18 protein-coding genes are annotated in these 15,471 nt (G+C 68.4%); 8 read left to right on the top strand and 10 right to left on the bottom strand.

The window, feature by feature from the left end; translation table 11 throughout:
- Position 1: 1 nt before the first annotated feature.
- From ABD116_RS38890 to ABD116_RS38905, 4 genes are all read left to right on the top strand, one after another.
- Positions 2 to 835, top strand: a complete 834-nt coding sequence (locus tag ABD116_RS38890) for a hypothetical protein (protein ID WP_343982844.1) — start codon at positions 2 to 4, stop codon at positions 833 to 835.
- Entirely contained in the window at positions 832 to 1,143 is a 312-nt protein-coding gene (locus ABD116_RS38895; protein ID WP_343982848.1) for a hypothetical protein, read from the top strand. The genes ABD116_RS38890 and ABD116_RS38895 overlap by 4 nt, the downstream gene beginning before the upstream one ends.
- A 248-nt stretch (positions 1,144 to 1,391) precedes the next feature.
- Positions 1,392 to 2,060: a hypothetical protein gene (locus ABD116_RS38900; protein ID WP_343982851.1), complete on the top strand. Its 669-nt coding sequence runs from the start codon at positions 1,392 to 1,394 to the stop codon at positions 2,058 to 2,060.
- Entirely contained in the window at positions 2,057 to 2,368 is a 312-nt protein-coding gene (locus ABD116_RS38905) for an exonuclease/endonuclease/phosphatase family protein (RefSeq protein WP_343982853.1), read from the top strand. Before ABD116_RS38900 ends, ABD116_RS38905 begins: the two co-directional genes overlap by 4 nt.
- On the opposite strand, the gene ABD116_RS38910 is transcribed toward ABD116_RS38905, so the two are convergent.
- From ABD116_RS38910 to ABD116_RS38920, 3 genes are read right to left on the bottom strand one after another with little or no spacing between them, the layout of a single operon-like run.
- On the bottom strand, positions 2,345 to 3,310 hold the full coding sequence (locus ABD116_RS38910; protein ID WP_343982856.1) for an ABC transporter ATP-binding protein: 966 nt from the start codon (positions 3,308 to 3,310) through the stop codon (positions 2,345 to 2,347). The two genes, ABD116_RS38905 and ABD116_RS38910, sit on opposite strands and share 24 nt — an antisense overlap.
- A 2-nt stretch (positions 3,311 to 3,312) precedes the next feature.
- On the bottom strand, positions 3,313 to 4,140 hold the full coding sequence (locus ABD116_RS38915; RefSeq protein ID WP_343982859.1) for an ABC transporter permease: 828 nt from the start codon (positions 4,138 to 4,140) through the stop codon (positions 3,313 to 3,315).
- Positions 4,133 to 4,930: an ABC transporter permease gene (locus ABD116_RS38920; RefSeq protein ID WP_343982863.1), complete on the bottom strand. Its 798-nt coding sequence runs from the start codon at positions 4,928 to 4,930 to the stop codon at positions 4,133 to 4,135. Before ABD116_RS38920 ends, ABD116_RS38915 begins: the two co-directional genes overlap by 8 nt.
- A gap of 293 nt (positions 4,931 to 5,223) precedes the next feature.
- On the opposite strand from ABD116_RS38920, the gene ABD116_RS38925 reads away from it, so the two are divergent.
- Both ABD116_RS38925 and ABD116_RS38930 read left to right on the top strand, forming a co-directional pair.
- Positions 5,224 to 5,730, top strand: coding sequence for an RNA polymerase sigma factor (locus ABD116_RS38925; RefSeq protein WP_343982867.1), 507 nt, complete (start codon positions 5,224 to 5,226; stop codon positions 5,728 to 5,730).
- Positions 5,727 to 6,794 (top strand): hypothetical protein, encoded by a 1,068-nt coding sequence (locus ABD116_RS38930; protein WP_343982871.1) that lies wholly within the window; start codon positions 5,727 to 5,729, stop codon positions 6,792 to 6,794. The genes ABD116_RS38925 and ABD116_RS38930 overlap by 4 nt, the downstream gene beginning before the upstream one ends.
- Before the next feature lie 235 nt (positions 6,795 to 7,029).
- On the opposite strand, the gene ABD116_RS38935 is transcribed toward ABD116_RS38930, so the two are convergent.
- Together ABD116_RS38935 and ABD116_RS38940 are read right to left on the bottom strand one after the other, a co-directional pair.
- Complete coding sequence (locus ABD116_RS38935; RefSeq protein ID WP_343982874.1) at positions 7,030 to 8,037, bottom strand: winged helix-turn-helix domain-containing protein; 1,008 nt, start codon at positions 8,035 to 8,037, stop codon at positions 7,030 to 7,032.
- 138 nt (positions 8,038 to 8,175) lie between these two features.
- On the bottom strand, positions 8,176 to 9,033 hold the full coding sequence (locus ABD116_RS38940; protein ID WP_343982876.1) for an alpha/beta fold hydrolase: 858 nt from the start codon (positions 9,031 to 9,033) through the stop codon (positions 8,176 to 8,178).
- Between the two features lie 107 nt (positions 9,034 to 9,140).
- On the opposite strand from ABD116_RS38940, the gene ABD116_RS38945 reads away from it, so the two are divergent.
- Complete coding sequence (locus ABD116_RS38945) at positions 9,141 to 9,890, top strand: ParA family protein (RefSeq protein ID WP_343982878.1); 750 nt, start codon at positions 9,141 to 9,143, stop codon at positions 9,888 to 9,890.
- Here the strand turns inward: ABD116_RS38945 and ABD116_RS38950 are convergent.
- Positions 9,887 to 10,876 carry a DUF4349 domain-containing protein gene (locus ABD116_RS38950; RefSeq protein WP_343982882.1) on the bottom strand — a complete coding sequence of 330 codons (990 nt, stop codon included), beginning with the start codon at positions 10,874 to 10,876 and terminating at the stop codon, positions 9,887 to 9,889. The genes ABD116_RS38945 and ABD116_RS38950 overlap by 4 nt on opposite strands.
- A 116-nt stretch (positions 10,877 to 10,992) precedes the next feature.
- Positions 10,993 to 12,936 carry a DEAD/DEAH box helicase gene (locus tag ABD116_RS38955; RefSeq protein ID WP_343982885.1) on the bottom strand — a complete coding sequence of 648 codons (1,944 nt, stop codon included), beginning with the start codon at positions 12,934 to 12,936 and terminating at the stop codon, positions 10,993 to 10,995.
- 322 nt (positions 12,937 to 13,258) lie between these two features.
- Here ABD116_RS38955 and ABD116_RS38960 point away from each other — a divergent pair, with 322 nt between their 5' ends.
- Positions 13,259 to 13,933 carry a ferritin-like fold-containing protein gene (locus ABD116_RS38960; protein WP_328335020.1) on the top strand — a complete coding sequence of 225 codons (675 nt, stop codon included), beginning with the start codon at positions 13,259 to 13,261 and terminating at the stop codon, positions 13,931 to 13,933.
- Between the two features lie 71 nt (positions 13,934 to 14,004).
- Here ABD116_RS38960 and ABD116_RS38965 read toward each other — a convergent pair whose 3' ends face one another.
- The 3 genes from ABD116_RS38965 to ABD116_RS38975 all read right to left on the bottom strand — a co-directional run bounded on the left by ABD116_RS38965 (position 14,005) and on the right by ABD116_RS38975 (position 15,422).
- Positions 14,005 to 14,283: a GlsB/YeaQ/YmgE family stress response membrane protein gene (locus ABD116_RS38965; RefSeq protein ID WP_343982889.1), complete on the bottom strand. Its 279-nt coding sequence runs from the start codon at positions 14,281 to 14,283 to the stop codon at positions 14,005 to 14,007.
- A 131-nt stretch (positions 14,284 to 14,414) separates the two neighbouring features.
- A complete protein-coding gene (locus tag ABD116_RS38970) occupies positions 14,415 to 14,642 on the bottom strand; it encodes a DUF3107 domain-containing protein (RefSeq protein WP_328327787.1) in 228 nt (75 codons plus the stop codon).
- Positions 14,643 to 14,792: 150 nt separating this feature from the next.
- Positions 14,793 to 15,422: a TetR/AcrR family transcriptional regulator gene (locus ABD116_RS38975; RefSeq protein ID WP_343982892.1), complete on the bottom strand. Its 630-nt coding sequence runs from the start codon at positions 15,420 to 15,422 to the stop codon at positions 14,793 to 14,795.
- Positions 15,423 to 15,471: the final 49 nt, after the last annotated feature.

The following is a 15,471-nucleotide window of genomic DNA, read 5'->3' on the forward strand; positions in this document are numbered from 1 at the left end:
CATGGCACTCAACGGTTCGCCTCCGGACCCGCTGCCCGAACCTCGTGACCTGCTGCGTGCCTTCGAAGTCCACGGGCAGGTCGACTGGGGAGAGGATCCGGGTACCGCGGCGGAGATCGTGGAGCAGTACGGCCAGAAGGTAGCGGAGCGGAGTCTGCGGACGTTGGAGCGCCTGGTGGCATCGGAGCCTCGGGTCACCGCAGAGTTCCTGGCCGCGATGCCATCGACAGGGTCGGCCTACCACCTCGCCTCGCGCATCAAGTCGCCGGCATCTCTGGCGAGGAAACTCGCGGATCGGCAGCGCGGCAGAGCTTGGAATCAGCCGATCGAGGATGTACTCCGGTACACGGTGCTGACCGAACACCCGCAAACAGTCGTCGCAGCCACTCGGCGTACGACTGATGGGCTGGATCGCGCCGGGTGGCGGGTCGGCTCGGCCATGCACTCGTACACGGAAGGCTCACGCTACAAGGGAATCCACGCGTGGATGAAGGCGTCGACGGGTGATCCGGTCGAGGTGCAGTTCCACTCCGCGCAGTCGGTGGCGGTCAAGGAGGCGACCACGCCGCACTACGAGATCGAGCGCAGCGCAGACGCCGCGGCCGAGGAGCGCACCGCTGCGCGACGCGAATGCATCCGGCTCTCTGCGACCTTGATCGACCCACCTGGCATCGCGGATCTGACCGAGATCGGTGGTCGCCGAGTGGTGGTCAACAACTACAGTGACTCCCGCGCGAAGACCGGCTCGGGCCACCAGGCCGGCGGAACGGCTCCGGATCAGCGAGCCTCGAGCCAAGGCATTGCACCGACGAGACGAGATGGAATGAGCCGATGAAGCTCTACCTGGTCAAGCACGAGGGCGAGCCCGTGTGGGTCGCGGCGCTGGCGAACGAAACGATGTACGGCTACGTCCCGAACACGGGGATGTTCCATGACAACAATGCCTTGCGCAACGACTTCTACATGGAGCGCTACTTCAGCTACGAACCGATCGGCAGTGCCGAAGCGCGTCGGCTGATCAACGACGTCATCACCCCGTTCGACGAAGACGACTACGCCGACGCCTTGGCCGAGTGGCGCGCCGACCCCACCCCTCTCAACCCAGCCGAAGTCCTCTCCATGGCTGCCGGTTTCAATCCCTGAGCGGTTATCCACAGATCCAAATCTCCACCCCACAGCCCGCTCCCTGCTGACTACGGTCGAAGTATCGACCGAAGCAGGGGGAAGAGATGCCGCCCACCTCACCCAATCTGGAAGGGCTCCCAGAGCCCCGCGAGTTGCATGCGCGGTTCTCCGCTGAGTATCCGTTGGACTGGGGGGAACCGCTCTGGAGTAAGGCGCAGATCGCAGCGGAGTACGGCGTCCGGGCGACCAGGCTGGCCCTGCTCCAATTGGAGGCGATCGGTTGGCGGAATGCCGAGGCGACCAAGGAGTTGCTCGGCTCGGTGGCGGACGGCGCGAAGTTGTATCAGCTGGAGCGGCGGATCAAATCTCCGCAGTCGTTGGCGCGGAAGCTCAAGAAGCAGATCGGTAGTAGCCGTCGGCAACCGTCACTCGAGGACCTGCAGCGCTACACGATGATGACCGGCGATCACACACGCTTGGTCGACCTGCTGAAGGAGACGGCCTCGCGGCTCCAGGACCGCGGCTGGGAGTTGAAGCGCATCCGCAACTCGTATGTGCCCGGCAGCCGGTACAAGGGAATTCACCTCGATACCCACGATCCCCGGGGGCAGCGCATTGAGGTCCAGGTGCACTCGGCGGCGTCGATCGCCGTCAAGGAGGCGACCACCCGACCGTACGAGGTAGAGCGCGACGAGCGGCGCTCCAAACCGGAGCGGGAGCTGGCGAGGCGCGAATGCATCCGGCTTTCGGAGAGCCTGCCCACGCCGTACGGGCTCGATCGGCTGACCGAACTCGGCGGCTGTCCTGTGACCGCACGTGGCTATGGTCTTGACCGTAACCCGGATCGACCCAACGCAACCATGAGTCCCCAGCAGTCCAGCAATCGCCGCGCAGGCATCGTGCGGTGGGCCGACAGGAAAGGTCAGGAGCTATGAGTCTTTATCTGGTCAAGGACGGCGGGCGATTCGTCTGGGTGGCGGCACTGATCGGCGAGGACATCTACACCTACGTTCCGGACACCGGCAAGTTCCATCGCAACGAAGGCCTGCGGGACGACTACTTCATGGCCCAGGATCTGCAGTACGAACGGGTGACCGTCAGCAAGGCCAGAGCTGTGATCGACGCCGGCCTCGAACCGCTGGACGAAGACCTGATGGGCGACCACCTCGACGACTGGCGCCGAGACGCCGAAGCGCTCGCTCCGGAGCAGGTGTTTGCTTCACACGTTGCTGATCTTGCCTGAGGTGGCGTAGAGGCGGGCGATTATTGATTCGATGGTGGGGTCGGAGATGGAGAGGTCTACCAGGGGGTAGGAGGCGGCGATCTGGGCTACCAGGGGGGCGGCGCTGGTGGTGGGAGGGAAGGTTAGGTGCTGGCGGGGGCCTTCGGTTCTGGTGACTGTGGTGCCGGGGATTGAGATGGGTGGGTGGGGGGTGGCCAGGTCGACGATCAGGGTTCGAGGGGCGGACTGGCTGGAGCGGAGGCGGTCTAGGGTGCCGTCGAAGACCTGGTGGCCGTGGTCTATGACCATTACCCGGGAGCAGAGGGCTTCGATGTCGTCCAGGTCGTGGGTGGTGAGGATGATGGTGGTGCCGCGGTCTTTGTTGATCTGGGCGAGGAATTCGCGGAGGCGGGACTTGCTGATGATGTCCAGGCCGATGGTGGGTTCGTCCAGGTAGACGATCTCGGGGTCGTGGAGCAGGGCGGCGGCTATGTCGCCTCGCATGCGTTGGCCCAATGAGAGCTGGCGGACGGGGACGTCCAGTAGGTCGCCTAGGTCCAGTAGGTCTACGAAGGTGGCGAGGTTTTCGCGGTGGCGCGCGCGGGGGACGCCGTACATCTTCTGGAGGACGGCGAAGGAGTCCTTCAGGGGGAGGTCCCACCACAGGGTGGTGCGCTGGCCGAAGACGACGCCGATCCGGCGGGCGAGGCGGAGGCGGTTGCGGGACGGGTCCACGCCGGCAACGCGGATCGAACCACCGGTCGGGACCAGGATGCCGGTGAGCATCTTGATGGTGGTGGATTTGCCGGCGCCGTTGGGGCCGATGTAGCCCATCACCTCGCCGGGCTCGACGGTGAAGGTCAGGTCGTCGACCGCCCGGACCTCCCGGCGAGTACGCCGCAACCCGGCGCGGCTCGACACGGTGAAGGCCCGGGAGACGTTGGAGAGTTCGATCACTGACATGTTCAGCTCCCTGTACTGCGGTAGCGGCGGAGCCCGCCGCGCCAGGCCAGCGACGCCACCGTGATCATCACGACGGCGACCAGCGGCGCGAGCAGGCCGATCCAGGACGGCAGCCCCAGCGGGGCGGGTTTGCCCAGCACGTACAGCACCGGGTAGTAGTTCACGAAGGCCAGCGGGACCACGAAGGTGACGGCCCGGACGATGTTCTTGCCGAAGATCGACAGCGGGTACTGCGTGAGCTGCTGCCCGCCGTAGGTGAACGAGTTGGCCAGCTCGGCCGAGTCGATCGAGATGAACTGGAACGCCGCGCCGAGCACGAAGATGCACGCGAAGATGATCGTCCCGGTCAGGATCGACACCGCCAGAACGATGCCCTTGGCAACGGTCCAGTCGAGCGGCAGATGGGTCAGGGCGAGCACCAGGATGATCGTCGCCTGCAACGGCCGCCCGAGCCGCCGCAGCGCGAAGTTGTCGGCGATCGCCTGGATGAAGGCCGGCGCCGGCCGGACCAGCCAGACGTCGAGTTCACCGGTCCGGATCCGCTGCCCGACCCGTTCGATCGACCCGGTGAGCAGATCGGCCAGCCCGAGCGCCGCGGACGTCGTGCCGTAGAGCAGCGCCATCTCGGCCAGGCTGAAGCCGCCGAAGGACTCGATGTGGCTGAACATCAGCAGGACCGCGGCGAAGTCGCCGACGGTGATCAGCGCCGTGCTGACGAGATTGAGCAGGAACGACATCGGATAGACCATCGACGACCTGATCCACATCGTCACCAGCATCCAGTACTGCCCCGGCCACCCCAGGGCCCTCCGGAGGATCGACTCATCCACCGGCGATCACCACCTTCCGGGTCGCGAACGAAGTGGCCACCCAGCCGGCCAGCCCGAGCAGCACGATCCACATCACCTGGAACCCCAGCGCGGACCAGGCTCCACCCGGATTCCGCCCCAGCCAGACATCGATCGGCACCTGCAGTGTCGCCGCCCACGGAGTGGCCCGCGCGACCTCACCGATCCACCCAGGGAAAACCACCAGCGGCAAGGTCGCGCCGGAGAAGAACAGTGACAGCACCAGCGCCGCCGCCTCCGTACCTCGCGAGTCGGTGATCCAGAACCCGGACAGCGCCACCAGGTACCTGACCCCGAAACTCACCAGCACGGCGAACACCAGCGACACCGCGACAGCCAGCCATTGCACCGCCGAGGACGGCCAACTCAGATCGAAGACCAGCGCGCCGACGAGCAACGGCAGCCCACCCCGCGCCAGCAACTGGAAGAACGCCCGCCCCGCGTCGACCGACATCCACCAGATCATCAGCTGCGTCGGCCGGTACAGATCGACCGCGATCTCACCCGACCGGACCCGCTCGCCGAGCTCGATCGTGGTGGTCGCGCCGAAGATCCCGACCGGCATCAGCAGCCCCTGCTGGAGCCAGACGAAGGTGAGCGCGTCGGCCGTGTCGTACCCACCGAGGCCGGGCCGCGCGTGCCACAGCGTCAGATAGACGCCGCAGAAGATGAAACCGAACACTGTGTTGGTGAAAGCACCGGACAAGGTGGCGATCCGGTATGTCGAGAACCGGCGGAACGACCGCACCGCGATCGCCCAGTAAACGCCCACGAAACCCCCTTCGAATCAGCCCAGGGATGTCCGAACAGGTCAGTGGCACACGCAGAACCGCCCCCGATCCGGAACGGGCGGGGGGTTCGGACACCACTGTGCAGGCACGCCGAAGCGCACCCGTTTGTCAAGGCAAGGATCGCGACGGTACGCCGATCCGCCGGGTACGGTCAACCCAATTGAACCAAGGCTGTGACTCGCGAAGACCATGACTTGGCAAGGCCGCTCTCGTTGACCTTGCCGGAGGGCCCCAACCGGACGGCTGTTCCCGGGGTAGACAAGGTATGCCGACGATGACGAACGAGCCGGTGCCGGCGCAGGCCCCGCCCGCGGACGGGGCCGGGTTCGTCGAGTGGGTGCGGCCGCACCTGCCCGCGATGGCCAGGCTGGCCGCGCGGCTCGCGGTCGGCGCCGACCGCGACGACATCGTCCAGGAGGCGCTCACCCGGGCCTGGATCAAGCGCGACCAGTACGACGGGACCCGTGGCACCGCGTCATCGTGGCTGCTCGCGATCACCGCCGACCAGGCCCGCAAGGCGGTACGCCGGCTGCGCCCGGTCGCGGAGCTGGTGGAGCACGACGAGGCCGTGGCCCGGCCCGACGTCGAGGGACAGGTCGACGTCAACCAGGCGCTCGGCACCCTGTCCTCCCGGCAGCGGCTGGCGGTCGACTGCTTCTACTTCGCCGACCTGTCGATCGCTGACACCGCAGCGGTGATGGATTGCTCCGAAGGCACCGTCAAATCAACTCTTTCCGACGCGCGGGCCCGCCTGCGCTCCCTGCTGGAGGTCAGCGAATGAACCCGACCGACAAGGTCGACGACCTGCTGGCGGAGGCCGGCGCCCAGTGGCGCGCGACCCAGCCGTCGGCTCCCGAGCCGGATCTCGACCGGATCATGAGCGCCAAGAACACACCGAAGCGTCGCTGGCTGATCCCGACCCTGGCCGCCGCCAGCGTCGCCGCGATCGCCGTCGCCGCGCTGACCATCCTCCCGGACCACAACGAGCCGGCCGTCGCCCCACCGGCGAGCAAGCCGACCCCTCAGGCTGCCGAGGGCACCGGCGCGGCGGGCAAACCGACCGCCGACGACCTGCTGGTGCGCAACGGCGACAAGGTGGAGGTCAACGGCGACGTCGTCGCTGCGCCCGGCAAGGACGCGATGTTCTGCCCGCCGGTGATGAGCACGCTGCCCGTGGTCGACCCGGCCCTCCAGCCGGCACCGAGCTGCGACCAGAACGGGGTCAAGCTGATTGGGTTCGACCCGGCCCGGATGACCGGCGCGAAGACGGTCAAGGGAGTCAGCGTCGGCAATGCGCATGTGGTCGGGGTCTGGAACGACAAGACGATCACGGTCGAGGAGCAGACGGCGTACCGGACGCCACCACCGGTGGACCTGGATGCGCTCGCCTGCCCGGCGCCGGCCGGGGGCTGGCCGTCGAAGCCGGGCAACTTCGAGTCGAAGACCGTGCAGACCTTCCTGGCGGCCAGGCAGGACGAGATCGCGGGGACCCGGTTCAAGTATCCCGAAGGGCGGAGCCGCAAGGCGCCGGTGGTGATCGCGGTCGGCGTCGCGCACGGTGACCTCGGCGCCTTCCGGAAGGCGTTCGAGACGGTCTACCAGGGCAATCTGTGTGTGTACCGGGGCAAGGTCAGCCTGACCGACAACTACCGGATCACCGATGCCGTCAACAATCTGCTGGTCGGCCGGAACGATCTCGGTATCACCGCCAGCGGCGGCCAGGGGCCGGACGACGGCACCGTGCCGATCAGCCTGCTGGTGCTCGACGAGAAGGCCACAGACACCTTCGCACCGCTCGGCCTGGCCAACTTCGAGTTCGACGTGGACGTCCGCCCGGTCCGCTGACTCCCTTTGCCAACAGCAACAACCACCGGCGGCGACAGCCGTCAACGACCAACGGCAACGACCGGCGGCACGACTGATAGCAACAAGCGGCGATGACCTCGCGGCTGGGTTATCTTTTCCATCGGGGACGAGACAGCCCTGGCGCCCAGACCATCGCCAGGCCTGTTGCACCAGGCCGGCGATTTGAAGACGCGCCGGGCAGCAGCTCCCATTCTGCCCGGCGCGTCGTTAAATCTCAGCTCAGCAGGTCGACCAGCGCATCGCCCCGCGGCGTCCGCTGGATGTGCACCTCGCGGCCGGCTCGCTGGCGCAGTACGAGCCCGGCCGAGGCCAGTTGACTGCAGTGGTACGTCGCTGTGCTCGGCCCGGCGTCGAGGTGGTCGGCCAGCCGGCCCATGCTGCTCGGCCGGTCCAGAGCGCGCAGGATCGACGCGCGGATGGGCCCGATCAGCAGCGTCAGACTGTCGTCCACGGACTGCGGCGTACCGGAGCCCAGCCGGCTGAGCCCGGGTACTGCGTAGCCGAGCCAGGCGCGGTCCGGCTCGTCAAGGTTGAAGATCGACGCGGCCGACCCGGAGACGAGCGGGACGAGCACGATCGGCCGGTCGCCCAACTCCATCCGGTACGGGTGCCGGTCAGACAAGTAGAGCGTCTCCGCCTGGTACCTGACCCGGTTGCTCAAGCCCGCGAAGAGAACGTCCAGCCCGCCCGTCACCACGGCCGCACCGATGCGCTCGGTCTCGCGGGTCCGGAGCGCGGTGGACTGCTGCCAGATCGGCGAGTACGCCTTCCAGGCCGCCGACAGCAGCCGCGCGTACAGGCCCAGCCACCGGCGCGGCTGCCGCATGGCGCTCCGCCAGGGAACGGGCGGCTCACCAGGCGCTAGTAGCGCGACACCCTCGCTCAGGTCGTCGGGGGATACGTCGGCGACCCGGGCGAGTTGCTCCGAGACCGGCGCGCCGTCGATACCGAGCGGCGTGAGGCAGGCCGGCAGTAGTGCGCGGGTCCGGTCGAACATCGGGATCACGGCCTGCGCCGCATCCACCGGCAGCCCCCGCCGGACACTCCTGATCCAGTCCGGCGCGATGCCCTGGCGCGGTCCGCCGAGGGCGTCCACGACCAGCGACAGCAGGCTGGCCATCGGCGCGGGCGCCACCGAGATCCGGACCCGGTCCAGCGGACCCAGGCCAAGCTCCGAGTGCCGTGGGCTCCGGGTGGGTGGTGCCATCACGCCCGCGGTCATCGTCTGATCCCGCCATAGGTCCGCTCGGACATGATTGGCCTTCCCCCTCGGTAACCGCGGTCTAGACCACGTTAGGCCGGGGAGAGGCCAGAGCGCAGACCTTCAGTTCTGATGGAAATGGTGTGCCGCGGCGCCGGCTCAGTGCTTGTGGAAGAAGTCCACCAGGAGGCGGGCGGTCGCGGCGGGCTGGTCGATCGCGGGGGAGTGGCCGGCGTCCGGCACGACCTGAGCCCGTACGCCGAGCCGCTCGGCCATCTCGTCCTGCACAGCCAGCGGCCAGCCGTCATCCGTCTCGCCGTAAACGACCTGCGTCCGAACACCCGCCTTGGTCAGCTTCTCGGTCCGATCGTCGGAGTCCATCAACCGCCGGGTGATCGCGGCCAGCCCGGCCGGGGTGTTGCCGGTGAATCGCTTGCGCAGGAAGGCGGCGACCTCGTCGGTGGGCCGCACGTAGCGGGCCTCCTTGACGTCGTGCTCGAGCTTGAGGTCGTACACCTGCTCGATCGGCAGGTTGTCCAGCCCCATCGCGAGCATCTGCAAGCCCTGCAGTTTCGCCTCGTCGCTGAACGCGCCCGGCCCCGAGCAGAGCAGCGTGATCGTCGAGAACACGCTCGGATCGGTCAGCACCGCCTCGCGCGCGACCAGCCCGCCGAACGAGTGCCCGACCAATTGGCTGTAGCCGCCGAGCGCCTTGCTCATCGCCACCACGTCGGCCCCGAACTCGGCCAGCGTGTACGCCGCGGGGTCATCCGGCCCCGGCGTTTCGAACTGGCCGCGCTGGTCCACCGCGACCGTCCGCCACCCGTAGCGGGCCAAGTGGTCTACCAGGGGAGTGAAATCCTCCTTGCTCCCGGTCCAGCCGGGAACGAGCAGGACGGTACCCAGTGGGGTGCCGATATCGGGCTGGGCCTGCAAGGTGGCGAAGCTGCCACGATCGGTCTCCAGAGTCGCGGGGTGAACCCCGTCGGGCAGTGTCAGCGTCCGTGGCGTACTCACGCGTCCACGGTAGCCGGTCGCCCGGATCAGGCTGATACCTCAACAATGCTTCAAGTGTGGGCTCGCCCCGCCGGGCCGGGCATTCCACGGTGCGGCACAATGGCCGGGTGCCTCGCACGATTGCGGTTGCGAACCAGAAAGGCGGCGTGGCCAAGACGACCACGGTTGCGTCGCTCGGCGCTGCCCTGGCCGAGCTCGGACAGCGGGTCCTGCTGGTCGATCTGGACCCCCAAGCCTGCTTGACGTTCTCGGTCGGGCTCGACCCCGAGGACCTGGACAAGTCGATCCATCACGTCCTGCTCGGCGGGGTGAAGGCACGCGATGTGATCGTGCCGTCCGACGAAGGCCCGGACTTGTTGCCCGCCACGATCGAGTTGGCCGCGGCCGAGTCGAGCCTGGCGGCCGAGAGCAATCCACAGCACTTGGTCCGTACCGCGCTGCGCCCGGTCGAAGCGGCGTACGACTGGATCCTGATCGACTGCCCGCCCACCCTCGGGCTGCTGACCGTCAACGGGTTGTCCGCGGCGACCGACGTACTGATCCCCCTGCAATGCGAGACGCTCGCGCATCGGGGCGTCGGCCAGTTGCTGGACACCGTCCACGATGTCCAGCGCCTGACCAACCCGAGTCTCGAAGTACTGGGTGTCCTGCCGACCCTGTACGACGGCCGCACCACGCACGCGCGAGCCGTCCTGGAGACGATCGCCGAGACCTACGCGCTGACCGTGCTCGCCCCGGCGATCCCGAAGTCCATCCGGTTCGCCGAGGCGCCCGCGATCGGCCAGACGATCCTCACCACCTCACCCCGCTCGGCAGGCGCGAAGGCCTACCGAGCGCTAGCGCTCTCCCTGCTCTAAGGTCCCGCGGGCGTGTTCGGGTGCTTCGGCAGCGGCGGGGTGGTGTTGCCCGGCGTACCGGCGGTGGCGACGGCCGGGGCCGGTGGGCGGCGGAAGCGGTGGCGGAAGCGCCAGATCGGGTAGCCGATCAGGGCCAGGGCGATCAGGAACGGGAGCATCGCGCCGACCGCTGTCGCCAGCGCCGAGAAGGTCGCGGTGAACGCGTCCCAGCCGTCGCGCAGCCCGGACAGGAAGCCGTGGCCCTCGGCCTTGGCCGGTTCGGGCGCCTTGCCCTTCTCCGCCAGCGTCAGGTTGAGGGTCGCCAGCTCGGTCTGCAGGGAGAGGTTCTTCTGCTTGGCGAGCAGCGCCTCGAGGTCGGCCTCGCGGCGGGTCAGTTCGCTCTCCACCGAGACGATCTCGCCGATCGTGGTCGCTTTGGCGAGTAGAGCGCGCATCCGGTCGAGGCTGGCGCGCTGCGACGAGATCCGGCTGTCGACGTCGACCACCTGCTCGGTCACGTCGCTGGACTCCTGATGGATCGCGGTCCGGTCACCGAGTCCGGACAGCCGGTCGATCGCCGTCTCGTACGACGCCGTCGGCACCTTCACGACCAGGTTCGACAAGGTGATCTTGCCGTCCTGGTTGCTGCTGGAGTCCTCGGACGCGACCTGGCCGCGCAGAGCGGTGACGATGCCGATCGCCTTCTGGCGCTGGGCGTTGACGTCCTCGTTCTTGACCTCGACGGTGAGCGAGCCGGTCTTGATGATCGCCCGGGTGACGGTGGGCTGGGCCGCGCCGCTCTCCGGTGCCGCGGGGGCAGCCGGCTTGCCGCCCGCATCGGCCTTGTTCGGGACCTTGGAGTCGGCCGCGCCGTCGGCCTGCTGTGGAGCTGCTGCCCCTGAGCTGCTGCCCGCCTCGTCGTTGCCGCTCGCCCCGCAGCCGGACAACAGCACGGCCGCGGTCAGGATCACTCCTGCGACCGCGGCCGACGTACGCGTCCTCGTCATCGCCACACCCTTCCCTCCACGATGGTTGCCTTCGTGGAAGGACGGGAGCGCGAAGCCGGGCGTTGCGCTCCGGCGGTCACCTTTCAGGCACGGGCAGGTGACGCGCCGGTCACAATCTATTCAGGTGCGGTGAAGGTCGGCACGACCACACCGGCCGCACTCTTCTTCACCGCGGCTTTCTTCACCGTCTTCTTGGCAGTCGACTTCTTCGGCGCGACCTCGTCCTCGGCCGCGGTCTTCTTGACCGCGGTCTTCTTGGCAGCAGCCTTCTTCGCCGCCGCCTTCTTGACCGGCTTCTCAGCCTGTACTTCGACCGCCGGCGCCTCAGCAGCCGGCGCCTCGACCGAAGCCTGTGCGGCAACTGTTTCGACCGCAGGCGTACCTGCCTGAGCCACAGCGCTGGTGTCGCTCGACTCGGCCGACCGCTCGCTCACACGCCGGCGACTCCGCGTCCGCTTCGCCGGTGCCTCAGCCGTCTCAGCAGCAGCCTCGACCGGCGCAGCCTTGACCGGCGCGGCCTCGACCGGTGCAGCCTCGGCTACGACCGGAGTCTCGGCCGTCTCGGTCTCAGCCCCGCGGCGACGCCGGGTGCGGGAGCGCGGCTTGCGCTCGCCCGTCGGCGCCTCGGTGACCTCGGCCGGAGAGTCGACGACCGCCGGTACGACGGTGTTGGTGGTGACGTCGGCCTCGGACTTCTGCTCGGTCGACTCGCCGCCCTCGAGCGGCTGACCGGCACGCAACCGGCGACGGTTGCGGTTCGGCCGCTTCCGGGCCGGACGGTCCGATCCACCATGCGCGGCAGCGCCGTCGCCCGCGGGCTTCGAGTCACCGTCATGGCTGCGAACGCGGTTCCGGTCCTGCTCGCCACGGCGTCCGGACGGCTTGTCGCCGCGCGACGGACGGTCGGTGCGCTCCTGCCGCTCGACGGCCTCGCGCGGCGGCTTGATCCGGCCCTTCGCCTCGGTCGGGATGCCGAGGTCGTGGTAGAGCTCGGGCGACGTCGAGTAGATCTCCTGCGGCTCGTCGTACGGCAGGTCGAGCGCCTTGTTGATCGTCTTCCAGCGGACCAGGTCCGGCCAGTCGACGAAGGTGACGGCGATACCGCTCGCGCCGGCCCGGCCGGTCCGGCCGATCCGGTGGATGTAGGCCTTCTCGTCCTCGGGGCAGGTGTTGTTGATGACGTGCGTGACGCCCTCGACATCGATACCCCGGGCCGCGACGTCGGTACAGATCAGGACGTCGATCTTGTCACCGCGGAACCGGGTCAGCGCCCGCTCGCGGGCCTGCTGGTTCAGGTCACCGTGGATCGCGGCGGCCCGGAAGCCGCGGTCGATCAGGTCGTCGGTGAGCCGGGACGCCTCGCGCTTGGTCCGGCAGAAGATCATCACCCGGCCGCGGTCCTCGGCCTGCAGGATCCGGGCGACCACCTCGGGCTTGTCCAGATCGTGCGCCCGGTAGACGAACTGCGCCGTCGTCGGGACCATCTGGGTGTCCTCGTGCGACTCGGCCCGGATGTTCAGCGGGTGCCGCATGTGGGTGCGCGCCAGGCCGATCACGGCCGACGGCATCGTTGCCGAGAACAACATGGTCTGCCGCAGCTCGGGGGTCTTGCGCAGGATCCGCTCGACGTCGGGCAGGAAGCCGAGGTCCAGCATCTCGTCGGCCTCGTCCAGGACGAGCACCTTGATGTGGCTCAGGTCGAGCACGCCGCGGTTGGCGAGGTCGAGCAGCCGGCCCGGCGTACCGACGACGACGTCGACGCCTGCCTTCAGCTGGTCGAGCTGCGGGTCGTACGCGACACCGCCGTAGATGGTGAGGATCCGGACCGAGCGCACGGTGGACGCGGTCACCAGGTCCTTGGCGACCTGGATGGTCAGCTCGCGGGTCGGGGTGACGACCAGCGCCTGGGGCTTGCCGGGTGCGGCCAGCTCCTCGTAGTCGGCTTCGCCGGGGGAGATGGTGCGCTGCAGCAGCGGGATGCCGAACCCGAGGGTCTTGCCGGTCCCGGTACGAGCCTGGCCGATCAGGTCGGTCCCCATCAACGCGACGGGGAGCGTCATCTCCTGGATCGGGAAAGGCTCTTTGATGTTGACGCGGTCGAGCGCGTCGCAGATCTCGGGCAGGACGCCGAGCTCTCGGAAGGTGGTCAGGCTGATCGCCTCTCACATGCTTGTACGGACAGTTGCATCAGTGGCCGGGTGGGCGTGGAATGCCCTACTTTTCACGGCGCGGGACACTGTGCAAGCGGCTCGCACCAGCTGCCCATCTGGGCGCGTCACCGGCGAAACACGGTCCAGTGTAGCCGGAATACCCGGCACGGCCGCTTCGTTGCATTTCCGCCGCCGCAAGCCCGGGCCCGATAGTGTGCGCAGCATGACCGAGATGACGGCCTTCGATGATCCCGCCTACCGGGCCGCGGCGGTGGATCTGCTGGGAGTTCTGGCGTACGGCGAACTGACCGCGTTCGAGCGGATCGCCGAGGACGCCAAGCTCGCCCCGACGCTCGACGACAAGGCCCAGCTGGCCCAGCTGGCGACCACCGAGTTCGGCCATTTCGTCCAGTTGCGGGACCGGCTCGTCACCCTCGGGGTGGATCCGATGGACGCGATGCAGCCGTTCGTCACCCCGCTGGACGCCTTCCACGACCACACCGCGCCGTCGGACTGGCTCGAGGGATTGGTCAAGGCCTACGTCGGCGATGGGCTCGCGAACGACTTCTACCGCGAGGTCGCGGCGTACGTCGACGCCGAGACCCGGGCGCTGGTGCTGGAGGTCTTCGCCGACTCCGGCCAGGCCGAGTTCGTCGTGGACCGGGTCCGGGCCGCGATCGAGGAGGACCCGAAGCTGGGTGGCCGGCTAGCGCTGTGGGGACGCCGCCTGGTGGGCGAGGCCCTCAGCCAGGCCCAGCGGATCGCCGCCGACCGTGACCCGCTCGCCGCCTTGCTGGCCGGCAGCGTCGACCGCCCCGGCCTCGACCTGGCCGCGATCGGCCGGATGTTCACCCGGCTGACCGAGGCCCACACCGCCCGGATGACGGCGCTCGGCCTGCAAGCCTGACCTGAACGGGCCTGGAACGCAGAGCGGCCGCCCGCCCCTGATCGGGGTGGCGGCCGCTCTGAGGATCTTGCTCAGACTCTGGCTTTACCGCTGTTGCGCGACGAGATGATCGCGACGACGATCGCGGCACAGATGATCTGGATCAGGTACTGGATCCAGTCCGGACCGCTGGTGTCCTTCACGCCGAGCGCGTAGGCGATCACACCGCCGATGAAGGCGCCGATCCCGCCGCCGAGAATGGTCCAGCCAAGGCTGATGTTCTGCTTGCCCGGAAGTACGAGTCGCGCGAGCGGCCCGAAGATGATTCCGGCAATGAGGCTCACGATGATCATCCAGACCCAGAAACCCACGATTCCTCCTTGAGCGATGACTGACCTGCCGCCGACTGGTGCCCAGCGCTAAACCTGACCACCAGTCATACAGGTCTACAACTCATCGTCCTCGGTTCGTGGCACACCGCAACCAGGACACGCAGGTGTCCTCAGATCGCGCCGAAACCGACCTTGCGGATCGCGACCTCGCCGATCTCCACGTAGGCCAGCTTCTCGGCCGGGATGAGCACTCGGCGGCCCTTCTCGTCCGTCAGCTGCAACAGACCGGTCTTGCCACCCAGTGCGTCCGCGACGGCCTTCTCGACCTCTTCGGGGCTCTGCTCGCTCTCGAGCACCAACTCGCGATTGGCGTGCTGAACGCCGATCTTGACCTCCACGAAACCCTCCCGGGCACGTTCCGACCGGCGGCTCTCGCCGGTAACCGATTCGAGCCTATCCGCTGCGGCCATCGGGTTCTCACCCGTCCGCCCAGAGCAGAACCCCAGCAGCTGGTACGACGAGTTGCCGCGGCCGGCCCTCAGTGCGGGCTAGCCCTCTGTGCGAGGGAAGCCCCGGATGCCGCGCCAGGCGAGGCTGGCGACCAGGTCGGCGGCCTGCTCCTGCATCAGCGTCGGGTTGTCCGAGGCGAGCCAGTACCGCGCGCTGACCTGCGCCATCCCGACCAGGCTGACGGCGAGCACCATCGACTGCTCCTTGTTCAGCCCGGCGTCCGCGCTGATCACCTCGGAACAGGCCTCGGCGCACGCGTGGGTGACCCGGTCGACCCGCTCGCGGACGGCGGGCTCGTTGGTCAGGTCGGACTCGAACACCAGCCGGAAGGCGCCCTGCGCGTTGGCGACGTAGTCGTAGAACGCGTGGATCGTCGCGCCGACCCGCTCCTTGTTGTCCTCGGTCGAGCGCAGCGCGCCCCGGACCGAGGCGACGATCGCCTCGCAGGACGAGTCGAGCAGGGCCAGGTACAGCTCGAGCTTGCCGGGGAAGTGCTGGTAGAGCACGGGCTTGGAGACACCGGCGCGGTCGGCGATGTCGTCCATCGCGGCGGCGTGGTAGCCGTTCGCGACGAACACTTCCTGGGCCGCCTCGAGCAGCTGCGCGCGGCGGGCCAGCCGCGGCAGGCGGCTGCCGCGCTTGGGCGCGGTCTCCGGTGTCGTCGACACGTCGGGCTCCTTCGATGGTGCGGCACCGGAGCTGTACCCCCGGTAGTTG

The organism is Kribbella koreensis (assembly GCF_039525325.1).
Classification (GTDB): domain Bacteria; phylum Actinomycetota; class Actinomycetes; order Propionibacteriales; family Kribbellaceae; genus Kribbella; species Kribbella koreensis.